Source organism: Maribacter algicola, from assembly GCF_003933245.1.
GTDB lineage: Bacteria > Bacteroidota > Bacteroidia > Flavobacteriales > Flavobacteriaceae > Maribacter > Maribacter algicola.
In genome coordinates this window covers 925,612-950,700 of record NZ_QUSX01000002.1, presented here as the reverse complement: position 1 = coordinate 950,700, position 25,089 = coordinate 925,612, and the positions used below count along the sequence as shown (strand labels likewise).

The window sequence follows — 25,089 nt, the reverse complement described above, 5'->3', positions numbered from 1 at the left end:
AAAAATCACACTTAAAAACGAGAAATAAAATGTCAAACTACTTTAATACGCTATCGTTACGAGACCAATTGACTCAATTGGGAAAATGTAGATTTATGGATGCCTCGGAATTTTCCGATGGCGTAACTGCGTTAAAAGGAAAGAAAATTGTAATTGTAGGCTGCGGTGCCCAAGGCTTGAACCAAGGATTGAACATGAGGGATTCCGGATTGGATATCGCTTATGCACTGAGGGATGCCGCCATTAAGGAAAAGAGACAATCATACCTCAATGCCTCTGAGAACGGTTTCACGGTTGGAACCTATGAGGAATTGATTCCTAGTGCAGATTTGGTCATCAACCTTACCCCGGACAAGCAACATACCCAAGTAGTAGGAGCCGTCATGCCTTTGATGAAGAAAGGCGCCACCTTGTCCTATTCCCATGGATTCAATATCGTTGAAGAGGGAACAAAAATCCGAGAGGATCTTACGGTGATCATGGTCGCACCCAAGAGTCCTGGTTCTGAAGTACGTGAGGAATATAAAAGGGGTTTTGGGGTTCCTACCTTAATTGCCGTACATCCGGAGAACGATCCAGAGGGTAAGGGACTGGAACAGGCCAAAGCCTATGCCGCCGCCACAGGTGGTCACAAGGCCGGTGTGTTGGAATCTTCCTTCGTTGCGGAGGTAAAGTCCGATTTAATGGGTGAGCAGACCATCCTTTGTGGTTTGTTACAAACAGGTTCCATTCTTTGTTTCGACAAAATGATTGAAAAGGGAATCGAACCCGGTTATGCTTCCAAATTGATTCAATACGGATGGGAAACTATTACGGAGGGTATGAAATACGGGGGGATTACCAACATGATGGACCGTTTGTCCAATCCCGCCAAAATAAAGGCCTTTGAACTTTCCGAAGAATTAAAGGATATCATGCGGCCTTTGTTCCAAAAGCATATGGACGATATTATGACCGGTCATTTCTCGAAGACCATGATGGAGGACTGGGCGAACGATGATAAGAACCTATTGACCTGGAGGGCAGAAACAGGGGAAACGGCTTTTGAGAAAACACCTGCCGGGGACGTTTCAATTTCTGAACAGGAATATTATGACAATGGCGTTTTGATGGTGGCCATGGTGCGCGCCGGTGTGGAATTGGCCTATGAGTCCATGACCGAATCCGGTATCATTGGCGAATCCGCGTATTATGAATCCTTGCATGAAACACCGTTGATTGCCAACACCATCGCTAGAAAAAAACTATTCGAAATGAACCGAGTTATTTCAGACACGGCGGAATACGGCTGTTACTTGTTCGATCATGCATGTAAACCTTTGTTGGCCGACTTTATGAAAAATATAGACACCGATGTTATTGGAAAACATTATGGTGAAAGCAAGGGCAATGGGGTGGACAATGCGAAGCTTATCGCCGTAAACAAAAAATTACGGGAACACCCAGTTGAAGTGGTTGGAGCCAGACTAAGGGAATCTATGACCGCTATGAAACCTATTGTTTAATACTTGATAAATCAGACCTTTACCGTTCATCGTATGGAGTATTTCCCAAAGGTAGAGGATATAGAAAAAGCGGCGTTGACCATTCGGCAAGTATCGGAGGTAACGCCGCTTACTACCAGTATACGTTTGTCAAAACAATTTGGTGCAAACATATATTTGAAAAGGGAAGACCTTCAACGGGTTAGATCCTACAAGATCAGGGGAGCCTATAACAAAATCAATTCACTTTCCCAAGAAGAACGTAAAAATGGTGTAGTTTGTGCCAGTGCCGGCAACCATGCGCAAGGTGTGGCCTTTGCCTGTAAGCATTTAAAAATAGAGGCAACGATCTATATGCCCTCCGTCACGCCTAGGCAAAAGGTGGAACAAACACAGATGTTCGGTGAGGAATGGGTGACCGTGGTTTTGGAGGGCGATACATTCGATGATTCCTTCAATGCTGCCATGAAATACTGCATGGAGCGAAACAAAACATTTATACATCCTTTTGACGACCCCAAGGTTATCGAGGGCCAGGGTACGGTTGGTTTGGAGCTTTTGGAACAAACCCAAGAACCTATAGATTATATATTTGTGGCCATTGGTGGGGGTGGATTGGCATCTGGACTTTCTGCTGTTTTTAAAAATCTTTCGCCACAGACCAAAATTCTTGGTGTGGAACCCCTTGGGGCACCCTCCATGAAAACATCCATAAAGAAAAATCGGAATACAGAATTGGAACATATCGATAAGTTTATCGATGGGGCCGCGGTAAAAAAGGTTGGCGACCTCACTTTTGCCATTTGCAAGGAACATCTTTACGATATCGTAACGGTACATGAAGGGAAGGTTTGTCAAACTATTCTAGATTTGTACAATAGGGATGCAATTGTGGTGGAACCCGCGGGCGCATTGAGTATTGCGGCTTTGGATACCTATGAAGAGGAGATAAAAGGAAAGAATATTGTGTGCATCGTCAGTGGTAGCAATAATGATATTACCAGAACAGCGGAAATAAAGGAGCGCGCCCTTTTATATGGCAAATTAAAACACTATTTAATCGTAAGATTTCCCCAAAGACCAGGAGCCCTTAAGCAATTTGTTGCTGAAATTTTAGGGCCAACGGATGATATTACGCATTTTGAGTATTCCAAAAAATCCAGCAAGGAAAATGCTCCGGCCGTTGTGGGAATCGAACTGAAAAATCCAGAGGATTTAAAGCCTTTGATGGAACGCATGAAGGCCAATAATTTTTTTGGGGATTATATTAACGACAAACCGGATTTATTTCAATATTTAGTATAAAATTGAAACTATGAGCAAAAGTAACATCAACATACCTAAGAAATTTGCAATCGAAGAACCTATACATCAGACCAAATTTTTAATAGATGGAAAATTAACGGAGTGGTCGGGTCCCATGACCAATGTATATTCCACCATTTCATCCACCCAGGAATATAGCCCCACTTTATTGGGAAGTGTTCCGGATTTACAGGAACCGCAGGCATTGGAAGCCTTAAATGCGGCACTAAAGGCCTATGATAGAGGTCAGGGTGTTTGGCCAACCATGCACGTGCGCGACAGAATCATCTGTATGGAGAATTTTGTGAAACATATGAAAACCAAAAGGGATATCGTTGTAAAGTATCTTATGTGGGAAATTGGAAAATCCCTGCCAGATTCCCAAAAGGAGTTCGATAGAACAGTCGAATATGTGGAGGACACCATTGAGGACTATAAGAACCTGGATAGAAATGCGGCCAAATTCCAGAAACATGATGGGGTTTATGCACATATAAAGCGCGGACCCTTGGGCGTAGTGCTCTGTTTGGGACCCTATAACTATCCACTGAACGAGACATTTGCCCTATTGATTCCTGCCATTATTATGGGGAATACCACCATATTTAAACCCGCTAAACATGGGGTTCTTTTGATTACCCCATTGTTGGAAGCTTTCCAAGCCTGTTTTCCCAAAGGCGTAGTAAACATCCTTTTTGGTAGGGGACGTACAGTTGCCGCACCAATCATGCAAACAGGAAAAGTGGACGTTTTGGCCTTGATAGGCAACAGTAAATCTGCAAATGCTCTACAAGATCAGCATCCCAAAAGCAACCGATTGAGATTAGTATTGGGGCTGGAGGCCAAAAACCCGGCTATCATTTTACCCGATGCGGATATGGACCTGACCATCAACGAATGTTTGGCAGGCACCCTATCTTTTAATGGTCAGCGGTGTACGGCTTTGAAGGTCATCTATGTTCATGAGGATGTACGGGAAAATTTCCTTAAGAAATTTACCGAAGAAGTGGATAAACTGAAGTTTGGAAACCCATGGGACGATGGGGTAAAATTGACACCCTTGCCAGAACCCGATAAACCGGCTTACATTCAGGAACTCATAGATGATGCCGTTGCCAAAGGGGCCAAGATTTTGAATAAAAAAGGTGGGAAGCATTTTGATAATTACATTTGGCCAGCGGTGCTCTATCCAGTGACAAAGGATATGCGTGTTTATCAGGAAGAGCAATTTGGACCTATTATTCCTGTATTGTCCTTTTTAGATATTGAAGAACCTTTGGACGATATGGCCGAAAGCAACTACGGCCAACAAGTAAGCCTTTTTGGTAAGGATGTGTATACACTTTCCCCATTGATCGATACATTGGTTAACTTGGTTTGCAGGGTAAACCTGAACAGCTCTTGCCAAAGAGGTCCAGATGTATATCCGTTCACGGGAAGAAAGGATTCCGCGCAAGCCACACTTAGTGTACACGATGCCCTTCGCTCATTTTCCATACGTACTTTTGTAGCTTTTAAGGATAACGACTTGAATACTGAAACCGTACAGCAATTATTAGAAGCGAAAGTTTCGAATTTTGTGAGTACGGATTACATTCTTTAAGATTAAATAACAGAATTAAGAGGCTGTCAAAAAAGTCACAACTCTATTCATAAGTCACATCGAGCGCAGTCGAGATACGTTAAAAACCAAAATGTTGAAATTCTCGACTCCGCTCGAACTGACAGTGGAAATGACTTTTTAGACAGCCTCTTTTTTTATTAAGTTATACATGGAAATATGGCATTTTATCAATAACTAACAATTTGTTAAGGGATTGAGTTAATATTGAACATAAATAGGATAATGCACTAATGATTTTTGGCGAGTAAGTTCCCTAATTTTGTATCGCTAAAACGAATGAGATTAATATGAATTTAGAACGGACGAACAAAAAAGCACTTTTCTCCTTGGCCATAGGGGGGTTCGGCATTGGGCTTACAGAGTTCGTGATTATGGGTATACTTACGGAAGTGTCCACGGCCCTGGACATTACAATTTCCCAGGCAGGGCATTTTATTGCGGCCTATGCCTTTGGTGTCGTAGTTGGAGCTCCTTTGTTGACAAGTTTAGGTTCGAAACTATCGCCAAAACGAATGCTGTTTCTCTTAATGATATGGTTTACCGTATTCAATTCCCTATCCGGTCTAGCCTCCAATTATGGTATCCTGCTGGTACTGCGATTTTTATCGGGGATACCCCATGGTGCATTTTTTGGGATTGGAGCTGTTGTAGCCATGAAATTGGCAAAAAATGGAAAATCGGCACAAGCGATTGCCATAATGTTTTCAGGATTAACGGTGGCGAACGTCATTGGAGTTCCAGTGGGAACGTATATTGGTCAGGAATTTGGTTGGAGCACCTCTTTCTTTTTGGTGGGCATTATCGGTGTATTGACGTTGACAACCTTGCAGTTTTGGATGCCCCGAATGGAGGCCTCTGGCAATACTCCCCAAGTAAAGTTGTCGGACGCTTTAAAAAATAAGCAGTTATGGGCCATGATTGCCCTTACGACCATTGGTACGGGAGGATTTTTTGCATGGTACAGTTATATTGCGCCTTTGATTACCGATGTAGCCGGACTGGATGATCACTATGTAGGGTATGCCATGATGCTCGCTGGATTGGGAATGGTGCTTGGGAATTTTGTGGGAGCGAAAATGGCCGAGCTATTTTCTCCCTTAAAGGCCGTAATCATCAGTTTGTCCGTGATGTCCGTGGTATTGGTCATCAACATGTTTATTGCTACCAATCCGTATATGCTTATGGTTTTTACCTTTTTAATTGGCGCCATTGCCTTTACGGTTTCCACTCCCATTCAAATGGCCATTATAAATACGGCCAAGGGTTCCGAAATGTTGGGTTCTTCCATGAACCAGAGCGCTTTTAACATGGGAAATGCATCGGGGGCCTACCTAGCTGGGTTGCCCATGGTCTTTGGATTTGATGTAATTTACTCTAGTTTGGTTGGGGGAATCTTGGCCGCTTCTGGGGTTATATTGGCAGTGGCCATATTTCTATACCGAAAACAAAGACTAAGAAAATCAAGTGAAGTGGCTTTAAGTTCTTAGTTGACATCGGAATTCAGTATTTTCACAACTTTATGATTTTGGCCGTAATGAATTTCTAATTTCTGCGTTAGAAGTTATACTTAAACCATTTTCCAAAGTGTATCGATTTAAACTTGTTTTTGGCTCCTTATTTTTGGTGCTTATTCTTTTTGTTTTTTCCGCTGCGACCATAGATACGAAAGTCGAAGAGGTTTCTCCAGAGGAATTTCAACAACGGATGGCCATGCAAAAGGAAGCCAAAATATATGCTTCCCGAAAGAGGGCTTTGAAACTGGCTATCAATCAATACTTTAACGAGGCGTTAAAATTTGGGGAAATAGCTGGGGCCGGTGTGAGTATTGTCAAAGGAGATTCCATCATATTGGCAGAAGGATTTGGAAAACGCAATAATGATAAAGGTACTCCGGTTAATGCGGAAACAGTTTTTCGTTTAGGGTCTTTATCCAAAGGATTTACGGGTGTTTTGGCTGCAAAATTAGTGGAGGAAGGTGCATTTGATTTTATGGACAAGGTTACCGATTATCTACCTGAATTTGTTTTTGGGGATAGTACAAATACCAGGGGAATAAAAATCGCCCATTTACTCTCCCATACTTCAGGGGCTCCGTATCACAGCTATACGAATTTGGTGGAAGCAGGTTTGGCAATGGATAAAATTGCCGTGCAATTTAGGGAAGTGGAACCTCTTAGTGAGCCAGGAGTTCAATATAGTTATCAAAATGCCATGTTCGCTCTTTCGCAGGAAGTGATGTTGCGGGCAACAAGCCAAAATATCAATTCATTGTTGATACAACATTTTTTTGGTCCTTTGGGTATGTCACGTACATCAATGGACCATGCGTCTTTTTTAAAAATGGGGAATATTGCAGAGCCCCACGTAAGAAGTGGCAATAGTTGGCGAATTTTGCCGTTAAAGGACAATTATTATAACGCTGTGGCTGCGGGCGGCATCGATGCCAGTGCAGATGATATGGGTAAATGGATGCGCTTTTTATTGGGACATAATACTTCCGTTATGGCAAAAAGTAACTTGGAAAAAGCTTTTGAGCCTTTTATCGAATTGAACGAGAACAATAAGTATTATCAACGTTGGGAAGGACACTTAAAATCAGCTTATGCTTTTGGATGGAGAATCCACACAATGAAGAATGAAACAACCAATAAAGAGGAAACCATAGTACATCATGGAGGCAGTGTCAATAGTTACAGAAATGAAATTGCCCTATTCCCGGATGCAGATTTGGGTATTTGTGTACTTATGAACAACCATTCAGGTTTGGCAAAACATGTTATACCGGACCTAAGGGCCATTGTTAAACATATATATGAACTATCACCCGATGCTTTGGCGAGCTTATAATTGTGTAAGTGATATTCAAATGAAAACCCTCAATATACTGTTGAGGGTTTTTTATTTTTGAATATGATTTGTTTAGATACTTTTGGCCAGCCAATCCCCAACCTCACTGGTTTTATAAGACTTGCCACCTTCGGCCAAATCTTCCGTCACGATACCCTCGGCCAAGGATTTATTGACCACCCTTCTGATTTCTTCGGCTTCCTTCGTCAATTCCAGATCCTCAAACATCATGGCTGCTGACAAAACTGTTGCCAATGGGTTTGCGATATCCTTACCGGCAGCTTGCGGATAGGAACCATGAATTGGTTCGTACAATGATACTTTGCTACCTACGGAAGACGACGGCATTAATCCCATAGAACCTGATATTACGGATGCCTCATCGGTTAAAATGTCCCCAAAAAGATTGGCGGTAATGATTACATCATATCCTTTGGGCCATTGGATTAAACGCATGGCCGTAGCGTCCACAAACTCATAGGAAACTTCAACTTCCGGATAGTCCTTTTCCATCGCCTGTACGGTCTCCCTCCACAATCTGGAAGATTCTAATACATTGGCCTTATCCACACAACACAGTTTTTTGGAACGCTTCATGGCCATTTCAAATCCTTTTTTGGCCAATCGCTCAATTTCGAACCTTTGATAGGTCATGGTGTCAAAGGCTGTATGATTATCATCCTTTCTTCCTCTTTCCCCAAAGTAAATACCCCCGGTGAGTTCACGGAGAATTATAAGGTCGGTACCTTCGATTCTATCTCTTTTCAAAGGGGATTTATCTATCAAAGAAGGAAAAGTAAATGTAGGACGCACATTGGCAAACAACCCTAATTTCTGTCTCATTTTTAATAGTCCCTGTTCTGGGCGGACCTTCGCCGTAGGATCGTTGTCAAATCTTGGATGGCCTATGGCACCGAATAGTACCGCATCTGAACCGGCACAGATTTCATGGGTTTCGTCTGGATACGGTTCGCCAACCGCATCAATGGCAGCTGCACCGGTCAATGCTGGTTTCCAGGTTATTTCATGTTCGTATTTACTTGCAATGGCATCACACACTTTTACTGCTTGATCTATAACTTCCGGGCCTATTCCGTCTCCCGCCAATAGTGCTATGTTTAGTTTCATATTTGTTTTTAGTTTCTAGTTCTTAGTTTAAAGTTTTAAGTTGATCAAATCTCAAATCTTCTGTCTCAAATCTTATAGCGATAAACTTATAACTATATAAGATTCAACATTTTTTCCGTAGCCTTTATAGCCGATACCGTTTGATCCGAATCCAGACCACGAGATGTAAATTCCTTCCCGTCAATATCCCAGGTAATGACCGTTTCACACAGTGCATCCGAAGCACTTCCTGGCGGTATTCTCACGGCATAATCCGTCAATCTTGGCAATACCATATTTTGGGATTTGTATATTTTTCTCAAGGCATTCATGAAAGCGTCGTATTGACCGTCCCCAGAGGCATTTTCCTCAAAAGTCTTTCCATCAATTTCAAGGGATAGGGTAGTGGAGGGACGTAACCCCTTGGAATGGGTCAATACATAGGATTTTACAAAGACCTTTTGTTGGTAATCCGTATCTAAGACATCGGAAATGATATAGGGTAGGTCGTCTTTAGTGACTCGTTCCTTTTTATCCCCCAATTCAATGATTCTTGCCGTAACCTTTTTGAGGTCATCATTATTTAGGGTAAGCCCCAACTCCTGCAGGTTTTTTTGAATATTGGCCTTTCCGGACATTTTACCCAAGGCGTACTTACGTTTCCTTCCAAAACGCTCGGGCATCAAATCGCTGAAATATAGGTTCTTTTTACTATCGCCATCCGCATGGATTCCGGCGGTCTGGGTGAAAACATTGTCTCCTACAATAGGCTTGTTCGATGGTATACTGATCCCTGTAAAGGCAGAAACCAATTTACTGACTTTATAAAGCGCCTTTTCGTTAAGGTTTATTTGTACTCCGGGCAAAAAATCGTTTATTACCGCGATAGCACTGGCCATTGGCGCATTACCTGCCCTTTCGCCCATACCATTAATGGTCAAATGCAGACCATGGCAACCGGCTTTAACGGCCTCCATGATATTGGCTACCCCTAGGTCGTAATCATTATGGCCATGAAAATCTATATGTAAATCCGGATATTTTTGAACGATTTCAGAAATATAGTCATAGGTCTCGTTGTAAGTCAGTACACCTAAGGTATCAGGCAACAATAGCCTCTTTATGGGTTGTGTGGAAAGAAAGTCCAGAAACTGAAAAACGTATTCCTTGGAATTTCGCATACCATTGCTCCAGTCCTCCAGATAAATGTTATTGATAAAACCTCTTTTTGAAGCTGCCTTAAAAATTTCACCAATTTCTTTAAAATGCTGTACCGGTGTTTTTTTTAACTGATATGTTAAATGGTTTAGAGAGCCTTTTGTCAATAAATTTTGTGAAATGGCGCCCGCTTTTTCCATCCATTCCAAAGAGACCCCATCATCAACGAAAGTCAAAACCTCCACTTTATCCAAGTAATTATTAGGTTTTGCCCATTTTGTAATTTGTTGTACTGCCTGCAATTCACCTTCAGAAACACGGGCAGAGGCCACCTCAATACGGTCTACCTTGAGTTCTTCCAAAAGCAATTTGGCCAAGGTAAGTTTTTCCGAGGCAGAAAAGGATACTCCAGAGGTTTGTTCACCATCCCTTAAGGTGGTATCCATAATTTCCAACATTCTTTTCATGTGTTTTTCTATTGATTTTCAATGGTCACATGTAACCTTTGATGTTAAAAATAATGTCGGACTATTCATCCTGTATATTATTTTGAACATATCGGTTTCATCCTAAAGTTCTGGATTATAATTAGAGTGGTGTGTTGGCCGCGAACGTCTCAATGTCCTTTTTAATGTTCAACAAGTAATCGATATCATCAAATCCGTTCATCATGTTGTTTTTCTTATATCCGTTTATCTCAAAGCTTTCGCTTTCACCTGTCGTCAACAAGGTGATTTTTTGCTCTGGTAAACTAATCTCTAAATGAGTTTTTGGGTCAGCTTCAATGGCATCAAATATTTTTTGCAAGAACGCCGCACTTACCTGAACCGGAAGCACCCCAATATTTAAACAGTTATTTCTAAAGATATCGGCAAAGAAACTAGATACTACGCATCTGAATCCGTAATCATAGACGGCCCAAGCGGCATGCTCTCGGGATGATCCCGAGCCAAAGTTTTTACCTCCGACCAATATTTTACCACTGTAGGTAGGATCGTTCAGTACAAAATCCTTTTTAGGACTATTGTCCTGATTGTATCTCCAATCCCTAAAAAGGTTATCTCCAAAGCCCTTTCTTTCCGTGGCCTTTAAGAATCTGGCTGGAATAATTTGGTCCGTATCCACATTCTCTATGGGTAACGGAACTGCTGTTGATGTTAATATGTTGAATTTATCGTATGCCATTTTATAATAGTTGTTAGTGTGTTATTGGTTAGTGAACTAGAGTATAGCAACCTCTTCCATCAATTCCCTGGGATCTGTGACCTTACCGGTTACGGCAGCTGCGGCAGCAACCAGCGGACTTGCAAGAATTGTTCTGGCACCTGGGCCCTGTCTACCCTCAAAATTCCTGTTTGAAGTACTCACGGCCAATTTTCCTGCAGGAATTTTATCCTCGTTCATGGCCAAACATGCGGAACACCCAGGTTCCCTCAGTTCAAAACCAGCTTCTGTTAAAATGTCCAATAAACCTTCTTCCTTAATGGCCGCTTCTACCTTATGGGAGCCAGGCACCAACCAGGCAGTGACGTTGTCCGCCTTTTTTCTACCCTTGACCAAAGAAGTGAATGCCCTAAAGTCCTCTATTCTTCCGTTCGTACAACTTCCCAGGAACACATAATCGATGGTTTTTCCCATCATACTTTCTCCTTCATTGAACTTCATATATTCCAAGGACTTTTTATAGCTGCTGGTCCCACCTTGGGTAGCCGTAGCCAAAGGTATATCTTTGGAGATTCCCATACCCATACCTGGATTTGTACCGTATGTAATCATTGGTTCGATCAATGAACCATCAAATGTAAGTTCTTTATCGAAGATTGCATCGGCATCGGTATATAAGGTTTCCCAGTAGGCCATGGCCTTGTCCCAAGCCTCACCAGAGGGTGTGAACTCGCGACCTTTTATGTATTCAAAAGTTTTTTCATCTGGTGCAATCATACCACCACGTGCACCCATTTCTATACTTAGGTTACACACGGTCATTCTTCCTTCCATACTCATATTTCGGAAGATATCCCCAGCATATTCCACAAAATATCCGGTAGCCCCTGAAGTTGTCAATTGACTAATTATGAACAATGCGACATCTTTTGGGGTTACCCCTTTACTGAGTTCACCGTTGATATTGATACGCATTCTTTTTGGTTTGGGCTGCATGATACACTGTGTGGCCAAAACCATTTCCACCTCAGATGTACCTATACCAAAGGCTATAGCTCCAAATGCACCGTGAGTAGAAGTATGGGAATCCCCACATACAATGGTTGCCCCAGGTTGGGTAATACCATATTCCGGTCCAACAACGTGAACGATTCCATTCTTTTCATGACCCAATCCCCAGTAAGAAATACCGTGTTCATTGGCGTTTTCCTCCAGCATTTTCAATTGGTTTGCGGAAAGAGGGTCCGCTACAGGCAAGTGTTGGTTGATTGTTGGCGTATTGTGATCCGCTGTTGCAAAAGTTCTTTCATTATATAAAACACCGATACCTCTGTTTTTTAGGCCCAGGAAGGCTACAGGGCTCGTTACTTCATGAATCATGTGACGGTCGATGAACAGGACATCTGGACCGTTCTCAATTTTATGTACTACGTGGGAATCCCACACCTTATCAAATAACGTTTTTGTTGCGCTCATAATCTTTATAATGTAAGAGTGTAAAAGTATTAAAAACAAGGATTTTTAGGAAATTGGGACATGTTTAAATTACGATGTTCAAAATTGAAATCTGTTAAAAATGGCCATCAACTAATATAATTCCAGATATTTTTGAACCTTACCAATTCGGCATAGAAATGTCTAATTACCAAATTTTCCGGTTTTTCTAAAGAAGGGTCGTCTTTCAATAATTGCATGGCAAAATATCTCGCTGATTTTAAAATTGTATTGTCCTTGACGATATCGGCAATTTTAAGGTTTAGCATGCCACTTTGTTGTGTTCCCAAAATATCTCCTGGACCTCGAAGTTTTAAATCTACCTCCGCTATTTCAAATCCATCATTGGTTTGTACCATGGTTTCCAATCGGGTCTTGGCTTCGGAACTTAGCTTATAGCTTGTCATTAGAATACAAAAACTTTGGTCGGCTCCTCTACCCACTCTACCACGCAATTGATGCAGTTGTGATAGCCCAAAGCGTTCCGCACTTTCTATGATCATGACGGAGGCATTGGGAACATTTACACCGACCTCAATGACCGTGGTAGCAACCATAATTTGGGTTTCTCCTTTCACAAAGCGCTCCATTTCGTAATCCTTATCCTCAGGTTTCATTTGCCCATGGACTATGGAAATTTGATATTCAGGTTGTGGAAAATCACGAACAATACTTTCATAACCATCCATCAGGTCCTTATAGTCCAATGCTTCGGATTCCTGGATTAAAGGGTAGACGACATACACTTGTCGTCCTTTTCTAATTTCATCCCGAATGAACTGAAACACTTTTAAACGGTTAGAGTCATATCGGTGTACGGTTTTTATAGGTTTCCTTCCCGGCGGTAATTCGTCGATTACCGAAATATCCAAATCCCCATAAAGGCTCATGGCCAAGGTACGTGGAATGGGTGTTGCCGTCATGACCAAAATGTGTGGTGGAGTAGCCCCTCCAACCTCCCCATTTCTTGGACTCCCCTTATGCCACAACTTGGAACGTTGCGCCACACCAAACCGATGCTGTTCATCAATTATCGCTAAACCTAGGTTCTTGAATATTACCTTGTCCTCTAGCACGGCATGTGTCCCGATAAGAATATGGAGTTCCCCATTCTCCAGTTGTTCATGTATTGGTTTTCGGGCCGTTTTTTTGACCGAACCCGTCAAAAGCTCACAAGTTACCCCGGTTCCTGCTAACAATTCCTTGATGCCGTTATAATGCTGATTGGCCAATATCTCGGTGGGGGCTACCAAACAGGCCTGAAAGCCGTTGTCTATGGCCAATAAAATGGTCATTACGGCTACGATGGTTTTGCCAGAACCAACATCACCCTGCAACAGTCGGTTCATTTGGGCATTGCTGCCCAAGTCGGCCCTTATTTCCTTGAGTACCCTTTTTTGGGCATCTGTAAGTTCAAAAGGCAAATGGTTGGCATAAAAATCATTGAACAGGGTGCCTACTTGATCAAAATTGAAGCCTTTGATTTTCTGCTTGTGGAGCATGTTTTTAGCAATCAACTGTAGTTGCAGGTAAAAAAGCTCCTCGAATTTCAATCGGAATTGGGCTTTTGCCAATAATTCTTGATTCTTGGGAAAGTGAATATTGAAAAGTGCCTCGCTCTTCGGAATCAGTTTTAATTCATATAAAATTTTATCGGATAAGGTTTCTGAAAATTTTCCTTTTGTTTCCACAAAAAGCTGTTGTACCAGTTTGCCCAATACGCGATTTGTAATGCCCTTATTGCTCAATTTTTCCGTTGAGGGATACACCGGTTGCATATGGATTCTAAGACTCTTTTCATGTTCTGAAAGGAGCTCCATCTCCGGGTGGGGCATAGAAAAACTACCGTTAAACCAATTGCACTTTCCAAAAATTACATACGGTGTATTCAGCTTTAGATTTTCCCTGATCCATTTTTGTCCCCGGAACCACACTAGTTCTATTTCTCCGGTATCGTCCACAAATTTGGCAACCAATCTGGTACCGCGTTTTTGTTCCACGGTCTTTAGATGGATGATTTTGCCCACAATTTGAACCTCCGCATTACTTTTCTGCAGCTGGCCTATTTTATAATATTGGGTCTTGTCAATGTACCTATTGGGAAACAGGTTTAAGAGATCCTGATAGACATGAATACCCAATTCACTTTGTAGGGTTTCGGCCCGGTTGGGGCCTACACCTTTGAGATACACAATAGGCGTTTGAAGGAATCCGGCATTCATCCGACTAAATTAGGACTTCCCATCTGTAACTGCAATACAGGAAAAGCGTTAATTTGGTCCAAGAATTGATTGTTTATGGTTATGAATCGGGTTTGGTTTTTATTTATGTTCCTTGGTCTGTCCGCTTTTTCCCAGCATCAGGACAAGGTAGATTTTATAAAGGCGACGATAGTAATTACTCCAAACCTGTCCAAAGAAAGCATTGCCGGAAAGGTCTTTTATGATTTTCATGTCCTTCAAAATGTGGATTCCGTATGGCTAGATGCCAAGAATATGGATTTTGAAAAAGTGAAATTGGATGATAAAAGAGTCAAATGGAATTATGATGGAAAAAGATTGGTAATTAAAAAGAAGTTTAAAAAGGGAGTTGACCACAAAATTTTTATCCAATATTCATGTGCTCCTAAACAGACGGTCTATTTTATAGGACTTGAGGACGATAATCCAGACAATGACCAAGTCTGGACCCAAGGTCAGGGAAAATATACCAGTTATTGGTTACCTAGTTTTGATGATATGGAAGAGAAGGTAGTATTTAATATGAATGTACAAGTAGACTTACCCTTTCGAGTGGTTACCAATGGCAAATTTAATTCGTATACTCCAGGACCCGTAAAAAATCCAGTTTATTCCTTTTCTATGGAAAACCCTATGAGCAGCTATTTATTGGCCTTTGCCATTGGAAAATATAATAAACAGGAGTTGACATCTGAAAGTGGAGTGCCTATCGAAAATTATTTCTATCCGAAGGATAGTTTAAAGGTCGAACCTACGTACCGATACACGAAGGAGATTTTGGATTTTTTCGAAAATGAAATTGGGGTAGCCTATCCCTGGCAGAATTACAAACAGGTACCGGTTCATGATTTTCTCTATGCGGGAATGGAAAATACAGGTGCTACTATTTTTTCCGATGCCTATGTCATAGATTCCACGGCATTTATTGATCGTAATTATGTCAATATCAATGCCCATGAAATGGCCCACCAATGGTTTGGAAACCTCGTTACCGAAAAGGATGGCAACCACCACTGGCTTCATGAGGGCTTTGCTACCTATTATGCCTACCTGGCCGAAAAGCAATTATTCGGTGATGATTATTTTTATTGGAAACTGTATGATACCGCAGAACAATTAAAGGAAATTTCGGAGGAAGGTAGAGGGGAAAGTTTACTGAATCCCAAAGCAAGTAGTCTTACTTTTTATGAAAAGGGAGCATGGGCCTTGGTGATGCTTCGGGAAGAAGTGGGGGACGAAGCTTTTAAAAGGGGAATCAAATCCTATTTGGGAAAGTATGCCTATAAAAGTGTAACCGTCACTGATTTTTTAACGGAGATGGAAGTGGCATCACATCAAAATTTAGAAGATTATAAAGCCGGTTGGTTGGTTTCAACCGAATTTCCTTGGGACGACGCAAAGGCATATTTGGCAAGTAAAAATGAAAGTCTGAAAAACTACTTTTTTTTACAAGATCAAATGCATTCATCAGCTGTTTTGGACGATGAAAAATTAATGTGGATATGGAATAAGGAGACGCCGGCACCATTGAAATCGCATTTGATTTCTGAATTCCAAAACCAAATTCCAGATGCAACATTGAAAAAAATCTTTCAAAATGAATCCTCTCTGAAAGTAAGACGGGCGTTGGCCATGTCCATTCCAAATGCTACACCGGAATTAAGAATGTATTTTGAGTCGTTTTTGCAGGATAAAAGTTACGTTACCAAAGAATATACGCTTTTTAAGTTATGGGAGGCTTTTCCTGAAAATCGGGTTGGGTATTTGAATAAACTTGAAGATGTAGTGGGCCTACCCAATAAAAATGTCCGTCTTTTATGGCTGACCTTGGCTTTGGTGACTCCCGACTATAAAACGGTGGAGAAGGCAAATTATCTGGAAGAATTGATTTCTTATACCCATGAAATCTATAATCCGGAAATCCGGCAAAGTGCCTTTCAATATTTATATCAAATAAATGCTGTCAATAGGGAAGTTTTAAGGCAATTGATTTTGGCAACGGACCACCATTCATGGCAGTTCAGAATGTTTGTAAGAAATTTACTGGACGAAATGCTTACGAACGAAAACCTAAAACAACAGATTGTCTCTGTAGCCATGCAACTAAAACCATCGGATGTACGTTATTTAAAAACCAAAATAGAATTACCATGAGGGCTTTGGTCATTTCAGGAGGAGGAAGCAAGGGGGCATTTGCCGGAGGCGTGGCCCAGTTTTTAATTAAAGATGCCGGTAAAACCTATGACATCTTTGTGGGTACCTCTACGGGGAGTTTATTGATTTCCCATTTGGCCTTAGGTAAGATAGAGAAAATAAAGCGAATCTATTCGAATGTCACCCAAAATAGCATTTTCAACAATTGCCCTTTTGTAATCAAGAAAAAACATGGGAGTGATGAAATTGGTATCGATCACTGGAACGTACTCCGTAATTTTATTAAGGGTAAAAAAACCTTTGGTGAGAGTGAAAATTTACGTCAGCTTATTGGTACTAGTCTTACAAAAACAGAATTCAATAAGCTCAAAAATGGTATGTCAGATGTGGTCATTACGGTCAGTAACCTTTCCCTGAACCAAGTCGAATACAAATCAATAAAAGATTGTTCCTACGAGGATTTTTGTGATTGGATATGGATTTCGGCCAATTATACCCCGTTTATGAGTTTGGTGAGAAAGGAGGGCTGTGAATATGCCGATGGCGGATTGGGAAGTATCGTCCCTATTGAAGAGGCTATAAAAAGAGGCGCAACGGAAGTTGATGTAGTGGTGCTCCACACGGAAGTCAATTATTTAAACCGAATGCCTTCCAGAAACCCCTTTGAGCTTTTAACTTCTATGATGAGTTTTGTTTTTGACCGAATCGAATCCCAAAACATACGAATTGGAAAATTTGTTGCCAATCAGAACAATGCCATCATTAACCTTTATTATACGCCCACAATCTTAACTACCAATTCCTTGATTTTCGATAAAAAGAAAATGACCCTTTGGTGGAAGCGCGGCTATCTCTATGCCAAAAATAAGAATGAGGAAACCAACCCTATTGAACCCAATGAGAATGAGTAGTTGCGCTATTCGCTATTCGCTAAACGCTTTTAGATAGACGCTGCGTTCTGTTTGCTTGTTAGTTTCAGGTTTGAAGTTTCAAGTTTGGAGTGAAAAATAAAAAGTGAAAAATGTAGATTTTACTAACAACCCTGGCCCTGAGCGTAGTCGAAGGGAACAACCAACAACCAACAACTAACTCCTAACTACCACAATTCCCCAATTTCCTTTTTTACAAAGGATAGGGCGGTAGCGGATGGGGAAGCCTTTTCCATGGTATCGTTCAGGATATCCTCACGAAGTTTATCGGCGGTTTCAGATTGGCTCATTGCCGCTTTTCGTATCATTTGAACGGTAGCGTTTTTGGCAGCCTTGATAATGTTCCAACATTCATCCGTCATATAGATTTGTTGGGTAAGGTTGTGATCGAATTCCGTTTCAATGCTTTTAATCAATAAATTTTCATAGGCATCCTTATCCTGACTTTTTGGTGCTACACGAACTACCAAACTGGGAATGGCAATCCGCTCCAAAAACAGGGCCATACGTTCATAGGCCTGCAAGCGAATGGGTAATGTGTCCTTCTGGGAATCCTTGTGCAATAAAAAACGTCTTCTTCCTTCTTCATTGTTGGTGTGCATCCTAAAGAAATAGAAAGCAATGGCACCAGTTACGATCGATGGCAATAAATAAGCAAAAAGTTGAAAAATTTGATCCGAAGTCATTCTTATAATTTTAAACTGGTTAGTTCATTATTCATGACTCTTTAACGACCAGTTTTGTCAATTAGTATATGACTTGATCGATGAAATGCAATTTTAGTTTTTTATATCGTCCTTAGCGGTTGCATAGAAGGATTTGTAGTCCGGATGGATTTCAATTTGTAGTGCTTCCCGTAGTCCTCCATCCATTCCTTTGGCACTAACCTTGGAACCTTCTATACCGTAATCCTTTATAAGCATCTGTGCTAAGGAAGAAGCTTGTGCGAGTGCTATATCCAATTCGCCGGTCATACTCAATCCGGATACTGTAATCGCGGATTTTGGATTTGCGGCAATGATTTTCGAAATTTTTTCCAACCAGGGCTTGGCCGATTCCTGAACCTTGGAACCCAATCCATCCGCAAAATAGAAATCCAATTTCTCTGAGATAATCACGGAACCATTACTCACCTGTACCTTGGCATTCTCGCCCAACGTTTGCTTGGCATTGGTCAATATCACAATGGCCGTGGAGTCATTGCTGGCCACACCGTCCACAATGCCTCTTAGTTGAGCTTCCTTGCGCTCCAAGGTGGCCAAGGTCTTGTTTATATTTTCGGAATTTTGGCTGGATAGGGCCGCAAAACTGTTCAAGTTTTTGAGCAAGGTAGCGTTAGCATCCTGTAATTCGGTTACTTGGGATTGCAATTCCTCCGCCTTGATTTCACTTCTTTTTTGACTCGACTGTGCCGTGGAAATTAGGCGCGTTATGGAATCCAAACGATATTTTAATTCTTGGTTCTGCTCAATAAGCTCACTTTTTTTCTGGGCATTCATCATCCCGATAAAACAAAAAGTAAAGATCAAAAGGGGTAACATTTTCTTCATGGATACTTGCATTTTATTTGCCGCCAAGATACGAACAGTCTTTTAATTCCTGAACACCATTAAAGGGTACTTTGGGTTTATTATATCCGTATGCATAGGCAAGGCTTTTGTTCAATTCGTTGTCATCTAGGTTTACCTGTACATCGTCCATGGTAAATTGACAGGGATGTTCGTATCCCGACGCATGGGTAATTTCCAAAAATTCCTTTCGGAAGGTTCTGAAATATTGGGCCAATCGATCCGACTTTAATGGGACGTCAATACCATTCTGAAGCCATTTGTTCTGTGTGGCAATACCCGTGGGACACCTGTTGGTGTGACATACCTGGGCCTGGATGCAACCAATGCTCATCATGGCCTCACGTGCCACATTGATACAATCTATCCCCATAGCAAAGGCCATGGCCGCTTTGGCGGGGAAGCCTAGTTTGCCACTTCCTATGAAAAGGATCCTGTCCGTCAATTTTCTGTCAAGAAAAACCTTGTATACACTGGAGAAGCCGTACACCCATGGTAGGGACACATGATCGGCGAAGGAGGGAGGCGCAGCGCCCGTACCACCTTCACCACCATCTACGGTAATAAAATCGGGTCCTTTTCCAGTTTTTAGCATCAGGTTGGCCAATTCTTCCCATTGGTCCAGTTTTCCAATGGCCGCCTTAATACCAACAGGCAATCCGGTTTCATCGGCAATTTGCTCAATGAGGGCCATGAGTTCTGGTACTGAGGAGAATGCCTTATGGGTTGCAGGGGATAGCACATCCTTTCCCACTTCAACCCCTCTTATATCGGCCAATTCATGGGTGATTTTCGCTCCGGGCAAAACACCTCCCTTCCCCGGTTTGGCACCTTGGGACAGTTTTATTTCAATAGCTTTTATACAGGGATTATCATCAACAAGCTTTTTCATTTTTTCCATGGAAAAATTTCCATCCGGAGTTCTAACGCCAAAATATCCGGTACCGAAATGAAAAATGACATCACCACCTTGCTTGTGATACGGGGAAAGTCCGCCTTCACCCGTATTATGGTAGGCGCCACATTTTTTAACGCCAATGTTCATGGCCTCTACCGCTGCAGCCGATAAAGATCCAAAGCTCATGGCCGAAACATTAATGACGCTCGCTGGCCTGTATGGTCTTTTTCGTTTGTGGAAAGCTCCCATAACTTTTGCGCATGGAATAAAAGTGGGGTCCAGTTCGTTGGGGTGGCCTTGTGGAACCTTATAGGCCATCATGCTATTTTTGATAAAAACATGTTGATGGGCATAAATGTCCCGATCCGTACCAAATCCCTCGTAATTGTTCTCTTTTTTGGCGGATGCATAGATCCAACCACGTTCAATCCTATTAAAGGGCAGCTCTTCACGGTTATTAGCCACAAAATATTGGCGCATTTCCGGGCCGATACTTTCCAGCCAATATCTTAAATGGCCTACAATGGGATAATTGTGTTTAATGGTATGCTTCCTCTGAATGAAAATATCCCAAAGGGCCACTAAGGCCAAGAAAATAATAATCCATACCCACCATGGAATAATGGCAAGTAATACAATCTGGTAAGCCATTGATAATTATCCTTTTGGTTGATTTTCCAATCTTGGGGTTTTATCGCTGTTCAGGTAATCCAGACTCATGGCAGTAAGGGTTTTTACGCCCAATAACAAACCACTGTCATCAATCCTGAAATCTGGGGTGTGATGAGGAAAGGATTCCTTGGTCCCTGGAGTCATACCACCCAAAAAGAAAAAGAATCCGGGCACTTTTTCTTGATAGAACGAGAAGTCCTCCGCACCCGTAACGGCCTTGGCGACCACAACGTTTTCCTTTCCGGCAACGGCTTTCATGGTCGGTATCATTTGGGAAACCAATTCTGGATTGTTATAGGTGATGGCCGTTCCTGAGGCAATCTCCGTAGTGGCCTCCCCACGGTAGGCCTCTGCGATGGATTGTACCATTTCCTTCATTCTTCTGTTCAATTGTTTTTGCATATCATAATCCAAGGTCCGGATGGTACCAACGATTTCCGCACTTTCTGGAATGATGTTATTCCTAACCCCAGAAGTGATCTTTCCCACCGTAATTACGGCAGCCTCATTGGTAAGGTTCATTTCCCGGCTGATGATTGTTTGCAGGCCATCTATAATCTTGGCGCTTATTAAAATGGGATCCACGCCGGACCAAGGTTGTGAGCCATGGCTCTGTTTTCCTTTTACATTGATTACGAACCGTTGTGCGGCCGCCATGGTACCTCCCGACTTATATCTGATCATACCTACAGGGGTTTGGGAATTGATGTGCAACCCAAAGATGGCATCCACATCTGGATTTTGTAAAACACCTTCCTTGATCATCAAAGCGGCACCACCTTCCTCACCTGGAGGAGCTCCTTCCTCTGCGGGTTGAAATATGAATTTAACGGTACCTTTGATTCTATCCTTGTTTTTGGACAGGACTTCGGCTACGCCCATAAGAATGGCAATGTGGGTATCGTGTCCGCAAGCATGCATCACGCCCACTTCGCTTCCTAAATATTCAGATGTTACATTGCTTTTAAAAGGAAGGTCATTTCGCTCGGTTACGGGCAAGGCATCTATATCGGCTCTAAGTGCCACCACTTTCCCAGGTTTGTTCCCTTTTAAAATGCCCACCACACCTGTATGGGCCACACCGGTCTGTACCTCTATTCCAAGACTTTTCAAATGATCGGCTATTTTTTCAGCTGTTTCAAATTCCCTATTTGACAATTCCGGGTGTTCATGGAAATACCTTCTCCATTCGATAACTTTGTCTTCAATGGCGCTAAAATCCTTTTCCATCGATTTTTGGGCGAACACCGTCAATCCGCAGCATAGAAAAGTAAGTAATCCTAGTTTTTTCATTTGATAATTTTTATTGTTCGTAAAAGGTCATGCTTCGGTTTTTCTAGGCATGGGTTTGCAATTTGCCACGGATCATCTTGCTGATTTTCAAGAGTTATTATGGCATATTGTATCATGTATGTTTAAAATTTGATCAGCCTATAATTATCGTCCTGCAATTGAATCAATGCGGTCATGGCGCTTAAGGACAGTTGCACACCGTCAATTAATTCTTCTTTTGGGACCCCCCTGGATACGGAAGATTGTCCACAGAAAATGACATCCGCATTGGCGGCCATTAGTGCTTTTAACAAAGCTTCGTTGGGATTTTTGGTTCCGAATTTCTTCTGATATGCGTCTGATGAAATAACATCCTTGGAAGCTTTATTGTGAACGACCAAGGCCACCTTCAATTGCTCCAAGGGAATTCCGTTCTGCCCGTGCATGTTCAAAAAACGGGCGGCGGTTTCTATAGAGGGGTTCACTTGGTTCAAATCATCGGGCGAGGTCATGATGTCGAACACGGCTTTAAAGGTTTTGGAGGTATCCAATGTATAGTCTTGATTCTCTATTTTCCAGACCTGCCCAAAGTCGGTTATAATAGGCCCGCTACTTTTATTTTGGGCATTTAAGCATTGTGTTCCGAAAATCATTAAAAGTAAAAATCCCGAGAATTTTAGTCCGCCCATCATGTAAAGTATATATATGGGTTAAATATATTTAAAAAGGAACAAACGGCTTACCACATTGTTTATAAATCTAAAAAACAACATTTCCTGTATCGTGCAATAATGGCTAAATTCACACTCTAAAAAATTACTACGTTGAGTTCTTTTATAGATGAATTGAATGATGCCCAAAAAGCCCCTGTTTTGCACAAGGATGGGCCTCTAATGGTGATTGCCGGTGCAGGTTCCGGAAAGACAAGGGTGCTTACCTATCGCATAGCCCATTTAATGGGGCAGGGTGTGGATGCCTTCAATATCCTGGCCCTGACCTTTACCAACAAGGCGGCAAGAGAAATGAAAAAGCGGATTTCCGAAATTGTAGGGGTATCGGAAACCAAAAACCTTTGGATGGGTACCTTTCACTCAGTATTTGCCAAATTATTGCGGTACGATGGGGACAAACTTGGTTTTCCCAGTAATTTCACGATTTATGATACCCAGGACTCGCAACGCTTGATCGCCTCCATTATCAAAGAAATGGGGTTGGATAAGGACATCTACAAGTACAAACAGGTTCAAAACCGAATCTCCTCCTTTAAGAACAGCCTCATTACCGTAAAGGCCTATTTCAATAATCCTGAACTTATGGAGGCCGATGCCATGGCCAAGCGGCCGAGAATCGGGGATATTTACCAGAATTATGTAGACCGATGTTTTAAGGCCGGGGCGATGGATTTTGACGACCTGCTTTTAAGGACCAACGAATTGCTGACCCGTTTTCCCGATGTACTCTTAAAATATCAAGACCGCTTCCGGTATATTTTGGTAGACGAGTATCAGGATACCAACCATTCACAATACTTGATCGTGCGGGCCCTGGCAGATCGTTTTCAGAATATTTGTGTAGTGGGTGACGATGCCCAAAGTATTTATTCCTTTAGGGGCGCCAACATCAGTAATATCCTCAATTTCCAAAGGGATTATGACAATGTGGGCATGTACCGATTGGAGCAGAATTATCGGTCCACAAAAAATATCGTGAATGCTGCCAATTCCATCATTGCCAAGAACAAAAATCAACTGGAGAAAAACGTCTGGACGGCCAACGACGATGGTGCGGCCATAAAAATACATAGAAGCATTACCGATGCGGAGGAGGGTCGCTTTGTGGCCAATTCCATTTGGGACCATAAAATGCAGAACCAAATGTCCAATGGGGAATTTGCCGTTTTGTACCGTACCAACTCCCAATCCCGGGCCATTGAGGATGCCTTGCGTAAAAGAGATATTCCGTATAGGATCTACGGCGGACTATCCTTTTATCAACGCAAGGAAATCAAGGACGTTTTGTCCTATCTCAGGTTGGTCATCAACCAAAAGGACGAGGAAGCCTTAAAACGGGTCATCAATTTTCCGGCGCGTGGCATAGGACAAACAACTATTGATAAGTTGGTGGTTGCTGCAAATCATTACGGGCGTTCCATGTTCGAGGTCATGGAGAACATTTCCAAAATAGACTTGAAAATAAATTCTGGTACTAAAAGGAAATTGGAGGATTTTGTTACCATGGTCAAAAGCTTTCAAATCATGAACGAGGGGACCGATGCCTTTACCTTGGCTGAGCATGTAGCCAAGAAGACCGGACTCTTACTGGAATTTAAAAAGGACGGTACCCCAGAAGGTATTGCCCGTATGGAAAATATAGAGGAGTTGCTCAACGGTATCAAGGACTTTGTGGAAGGGCAAAAGGAAATTGCGGATGCGACCGGAGGGCTGAGCGAATTTTTAGAGGACGTGGCCTTGGCGACGGATTTGGATAACGATACGGGCGATGACGACCGTGTTGCCCTCATGACCATTCACCTTGCCAAAGGGCTGGAGTTTCCATATGTATATATCGTAGGGATGGAGGAGGATCTTTTCCCTTCAGGGATGAGCATGAATACGAGAAGTGAGTTGGAGGAGGAGCGAAGGCTTTTTTATGTGGCCTTGACCCGTGCCGAAAAACAGGCGTACTTGACCTATACACAAAACCGATATCGATGGGGAAAATTGATAGATGCGGAACCTAGCCGATTTTTGGAGGAAATCGATGAGCAGTATGTAGAGAACCTAACTCCTTTGGATGGTGGATATCGATACAAGTCCATGATCGATGCCGACATATTTGGCGAGGTGGACAAAAGTAGATTACGACAAACGAAGCCTGTAAGCGGAACTCCTCCCGGTATAGATCGACCGAACATAAGCCAACTTAAAAAATTAAGGAAGATCAAACCTGAACTTTCACAACCTGTAGGGAACACCAATAGGATCGACCCAGGCCTGGAAGAAGGAGTCTTGGTTAACCACTCCAGATTCGGAAGGGGCAAGGTCCTTAAGATAGAAGGGGTAGGGAATGACCGCAAGGCGGAAATCAAGTTTGATCAAGGCGATGTAAAAAAACTACTTCTTAGGTTTGCAAAATTGGAGGTCCTATAACGGTTAAAGCTTAAATCACTAAAT

At 42.1% G+C, this 25,089-nt stretch carries 18 protein-coding genes; 8 read left to right on the top strand and 10 right to left on the bottom strand.

Features of this window, described 5'->3' with window-relative positions; all coding sequences use genetic code 11:
• Nucleotides 1–29: 29 nt before the first annotated feature.
• The 5 genes from ilvC to DZC72_RS13385 all read left to right on the top strand — a co-directional run bounded on the left by ilvC (nucleotide 30) and on the right by DZC72_RS13385 (nucleotide 7,260).
• Entirely contained in the window at nucleotides 30–1,505 is a 1,476-nt protein-coding gene (gene ilvC, locus DZC72_RS13405; RefSeq protein ID WP_125223413.1) for a ketol-acid reductoisomerase, read from the top strand.
• Between the two features lie 33 nt (nucleotides 1,506–1,538).
• Nucleotides 1,539–2,789 carry a threonine ammonia-lyase IlvA gene (gene ilvA / locus DZC72_RS13400; protein ID WP_125223412.1) on the top strand — a complete coding sequence of 417 codons (1,251 nt, stop codon included), beginning with the start codon at nucleotides 1,539–1,541 and terminating at the stop codon, nucleotides 2,787–2,789.
• 10 nt (nucleotides 2,790–2,799) lie between these two features.
• Nucleotides 2,800–4,392, top strand: a complete 1,593-nt coding sequence (locus DZC72_RS13395; protein WP_125223411.1) for an NADP-dependent glyceraldehyde-3-phosphate dehydrogenase — start codon at nucleotides 2,800–2,802, stop codon at nucleotides 4,390–4,392.
• Between the two features lie 308 nt (nucleotides 4,393–4,700).
• A complete protein-coding gene (locus DZC72_RS13390) occupies nucleotides 4,701–5,900 on the top strand; it encodes an MFS transporter (protein ID WP_125223410.1) in 1,200 nt (399 codons plus the stop codon).
• A gap of 97 nt (nucleotides 5,901–5,997) precedes the next feature.
• Entirely contained in the window at nucleotides 5,998–7,260 is a 1,263-nt protein-coding gene (locus tag DZC72_RS13385; RefSeq protein WP_125223409.1) for a serine hydrolase domain-containing protein, read from the top strand.
• A 72-nt stretch (nucleotides 7,261–7,332) separates the two neighbouring features.
• On the opposite strand, the gene leuB is transcribed toward DZC72_RS13385, so the two are convergent.
• The 5 genes from leuB to recG all read right to left on the bottom strand — a co-directional run bounded on the left by leuB (nucleotide 7,333) and on the right by recG (nucleotide 14,405).
• A complete protein-coding gene (gene leuB, locus DZC72_RS13380; RefSeq protein ID WP_125223408.1) occupies nucleotides 7,333–8,388 on the bottom strand; it encodes a 3-isopropylmalate dehydrogenase in 1,056 nt (351 codons plus the stop codon).
• Nucleotides 8,389–8,480: 92 nt separating this feature from the next.
• A complete protein-coding gene (locus DZC72_RS13375; protein WP_125223407.1) occupies nucleotides 8,481–9,992 on the bottom strand; it encodes an alpha-isopropylmalate synthase regulatory domain-containing protein in 1,512 nt (503 codons plus the stop codon).
• A 121-nt stretch (nucleotides 9,993–10,113) separates the two neighbouring features.
• A complete protein-coding gene (leuD, locus tag DZC72_RS13370) occupies nucleotides 10,114–10,710 on the bottom strand; it encodes a 3-isopropylmalate dehydratase small subunit (RefSeq protein WP_125223406.1) in 597 nt (198 codons plus the stop codon).
• 36 nt (nucleotides 10,711–10,746) lie between these two features.
• A complete protein-coding gene (leuC, locus tag DZC72_RS13365; protein WP_125223405.1) occupies nucleotides 10,747–12,165 on the bottom strand; it encodes a 3-isopropylmalate dehydratase large subunit in 1,419 nt (472 codons plus the stop codon).
• Nucleotides 12,166–12,272: 107 nt separating this feature from the next.
• Nucleotides 12,273–14,405 carry an ATP-dependent DNA helicase RecG gene (recG, locus tag DZC72_RS13360; RefSeq protein ID WP_125223404.1) on the bottom strand — a complete coding sequence of 711 codons (2,133 nt, stop codon included), beginning with the start codon at nucleotides 14,403–14,405 and terminating at the stop codon, nucleotides 12,273–12,275.
• Nucleotides 14,406–14,486: 81 nt separating this feature from the next.
• Here recG and DZC72_RS13355 point away from each other — a divergent pair, with 81 nt between their 5' ends.
• Together DZC72_RS13355 and DZC72_RS13350 are read left to right on the top strand one after the other, a co-directional pair.
• The gene (locus DZC72_RS13355; RefSeq protein ID WP_125223403.1) at nucleotides 14,487–16,577 is read left to right on the top strand and encodes a M1 family metallopeptidase; all 2,091 of its coding nucleotides are present in this window, start codon (nucleotides 14,487–14,489) and stop codon (nucleotides 16,575–16,577) included.
• The gene (locus tag DZC72_RS13350; RefSeq protein ID WP_125223402.1) at nucleotides 16,574–17,488 is read left to right on the top strand and encodes a patatin-like phospholipase family protein; all 915 of its coding nucleotides are present in this window, start codon (nucleotides 16,574–16,576) and stop codon (nucleotides 17,486–17,488) included. Before DZC72_RS13355 ends, DZC72_RS13350 begins: the two co-directional genes overlap by 4 nt.
• A gap of 185 nt (nucleotides 17,489–17,673) precedes the next feature.
• Here DZC72_RS13350 and DZC72_RS13345 read toward each other — a convergent pair whose 3' ends face one another.
• The 5 genes from DZC72_RS13345 to DZC72_RS13325 form a co-directional block, all read right to left on the bottom strand.
• On the bottom strand, nucleotides 17,674–18,192 hold the full coding sequence (locus DZC72_RS13345) for a DUF7935 family protein (protein ID WP_099543017.1): 519 nt from the start codon (nucleotides 18,190–18,192) through the stop codon (nucleotides 17,674–17,676).
• A 93-nt stretch (nucleotides 18,193–18,285) separates the two neighbouring features.
• Nucleotides 18,286–19,056, bottom strand: a complete 771-nt coding sequence (locus DZC72_RS13340) for a hypothetical protein (protein ID WP_125223401.1) — start codon at nucleotides 19,054–19,056, stop codon at nucleotides 18,286–18,288.
• A gap of 13 nt (nucleotides 19,057–19,069) precedes the next feature.
• On the bottom strand, nucleotides 19,070–20,623 hold the full coding sequence (locus DZC72_RS13335) for an FMN-binding glutamate synthase family protein (protein ID WP_125223400.1): 1,554 nt from the start codon (nucleotides 20,621–20,623) through the stop codon (nucleotides 19,070–19,072).
• Nucleotides 20,624–20,629: 6 nt separating this feature from the next.
• Complete coding sequence (locus tag DZC72_RS13330) at nucleotides 20,630–21,937, bottom strand: amidohydrolase (protein WP_125223399.1); 1,308 nt, start codon at nucleotides 21,935–21,937, stop codon at nucleotides 20,630–20,632.
• 122 nt (nucleotides 21,938–22,059) lie between these two features.
• A complete protein-coding gene (locus DZC72_RS13325; RefSeq protein WP_243641746.1) occupies nucleotides 22,060–22,569 on the bottom strand; it encodes a DsrE family protein in 510 nt (169 codons plus the stop codon).
• A gap of 171 nt (nucleotides 22,570–22,740) precedes the next feature.
• Between DZC72_RS13325 and DZC72_RS13320 the strand changes: the two genes are divergently transcribed.
• The gene (locus DZC72_RS13320; RefSeq protein ID WP_125223398.1) at nucleotides 22,741–25,065 is read left to right on the top strand and encodes an ATP-dependent helicase; all 2,325 of its coding nucleotides are present in this window, start codon (nucleotides 22,741–22,743) and stop codon (nucleotides 25,063–25,065) included.
• Nucleotides 25,066–25,089: the final 24 nt, after the last annotated feature.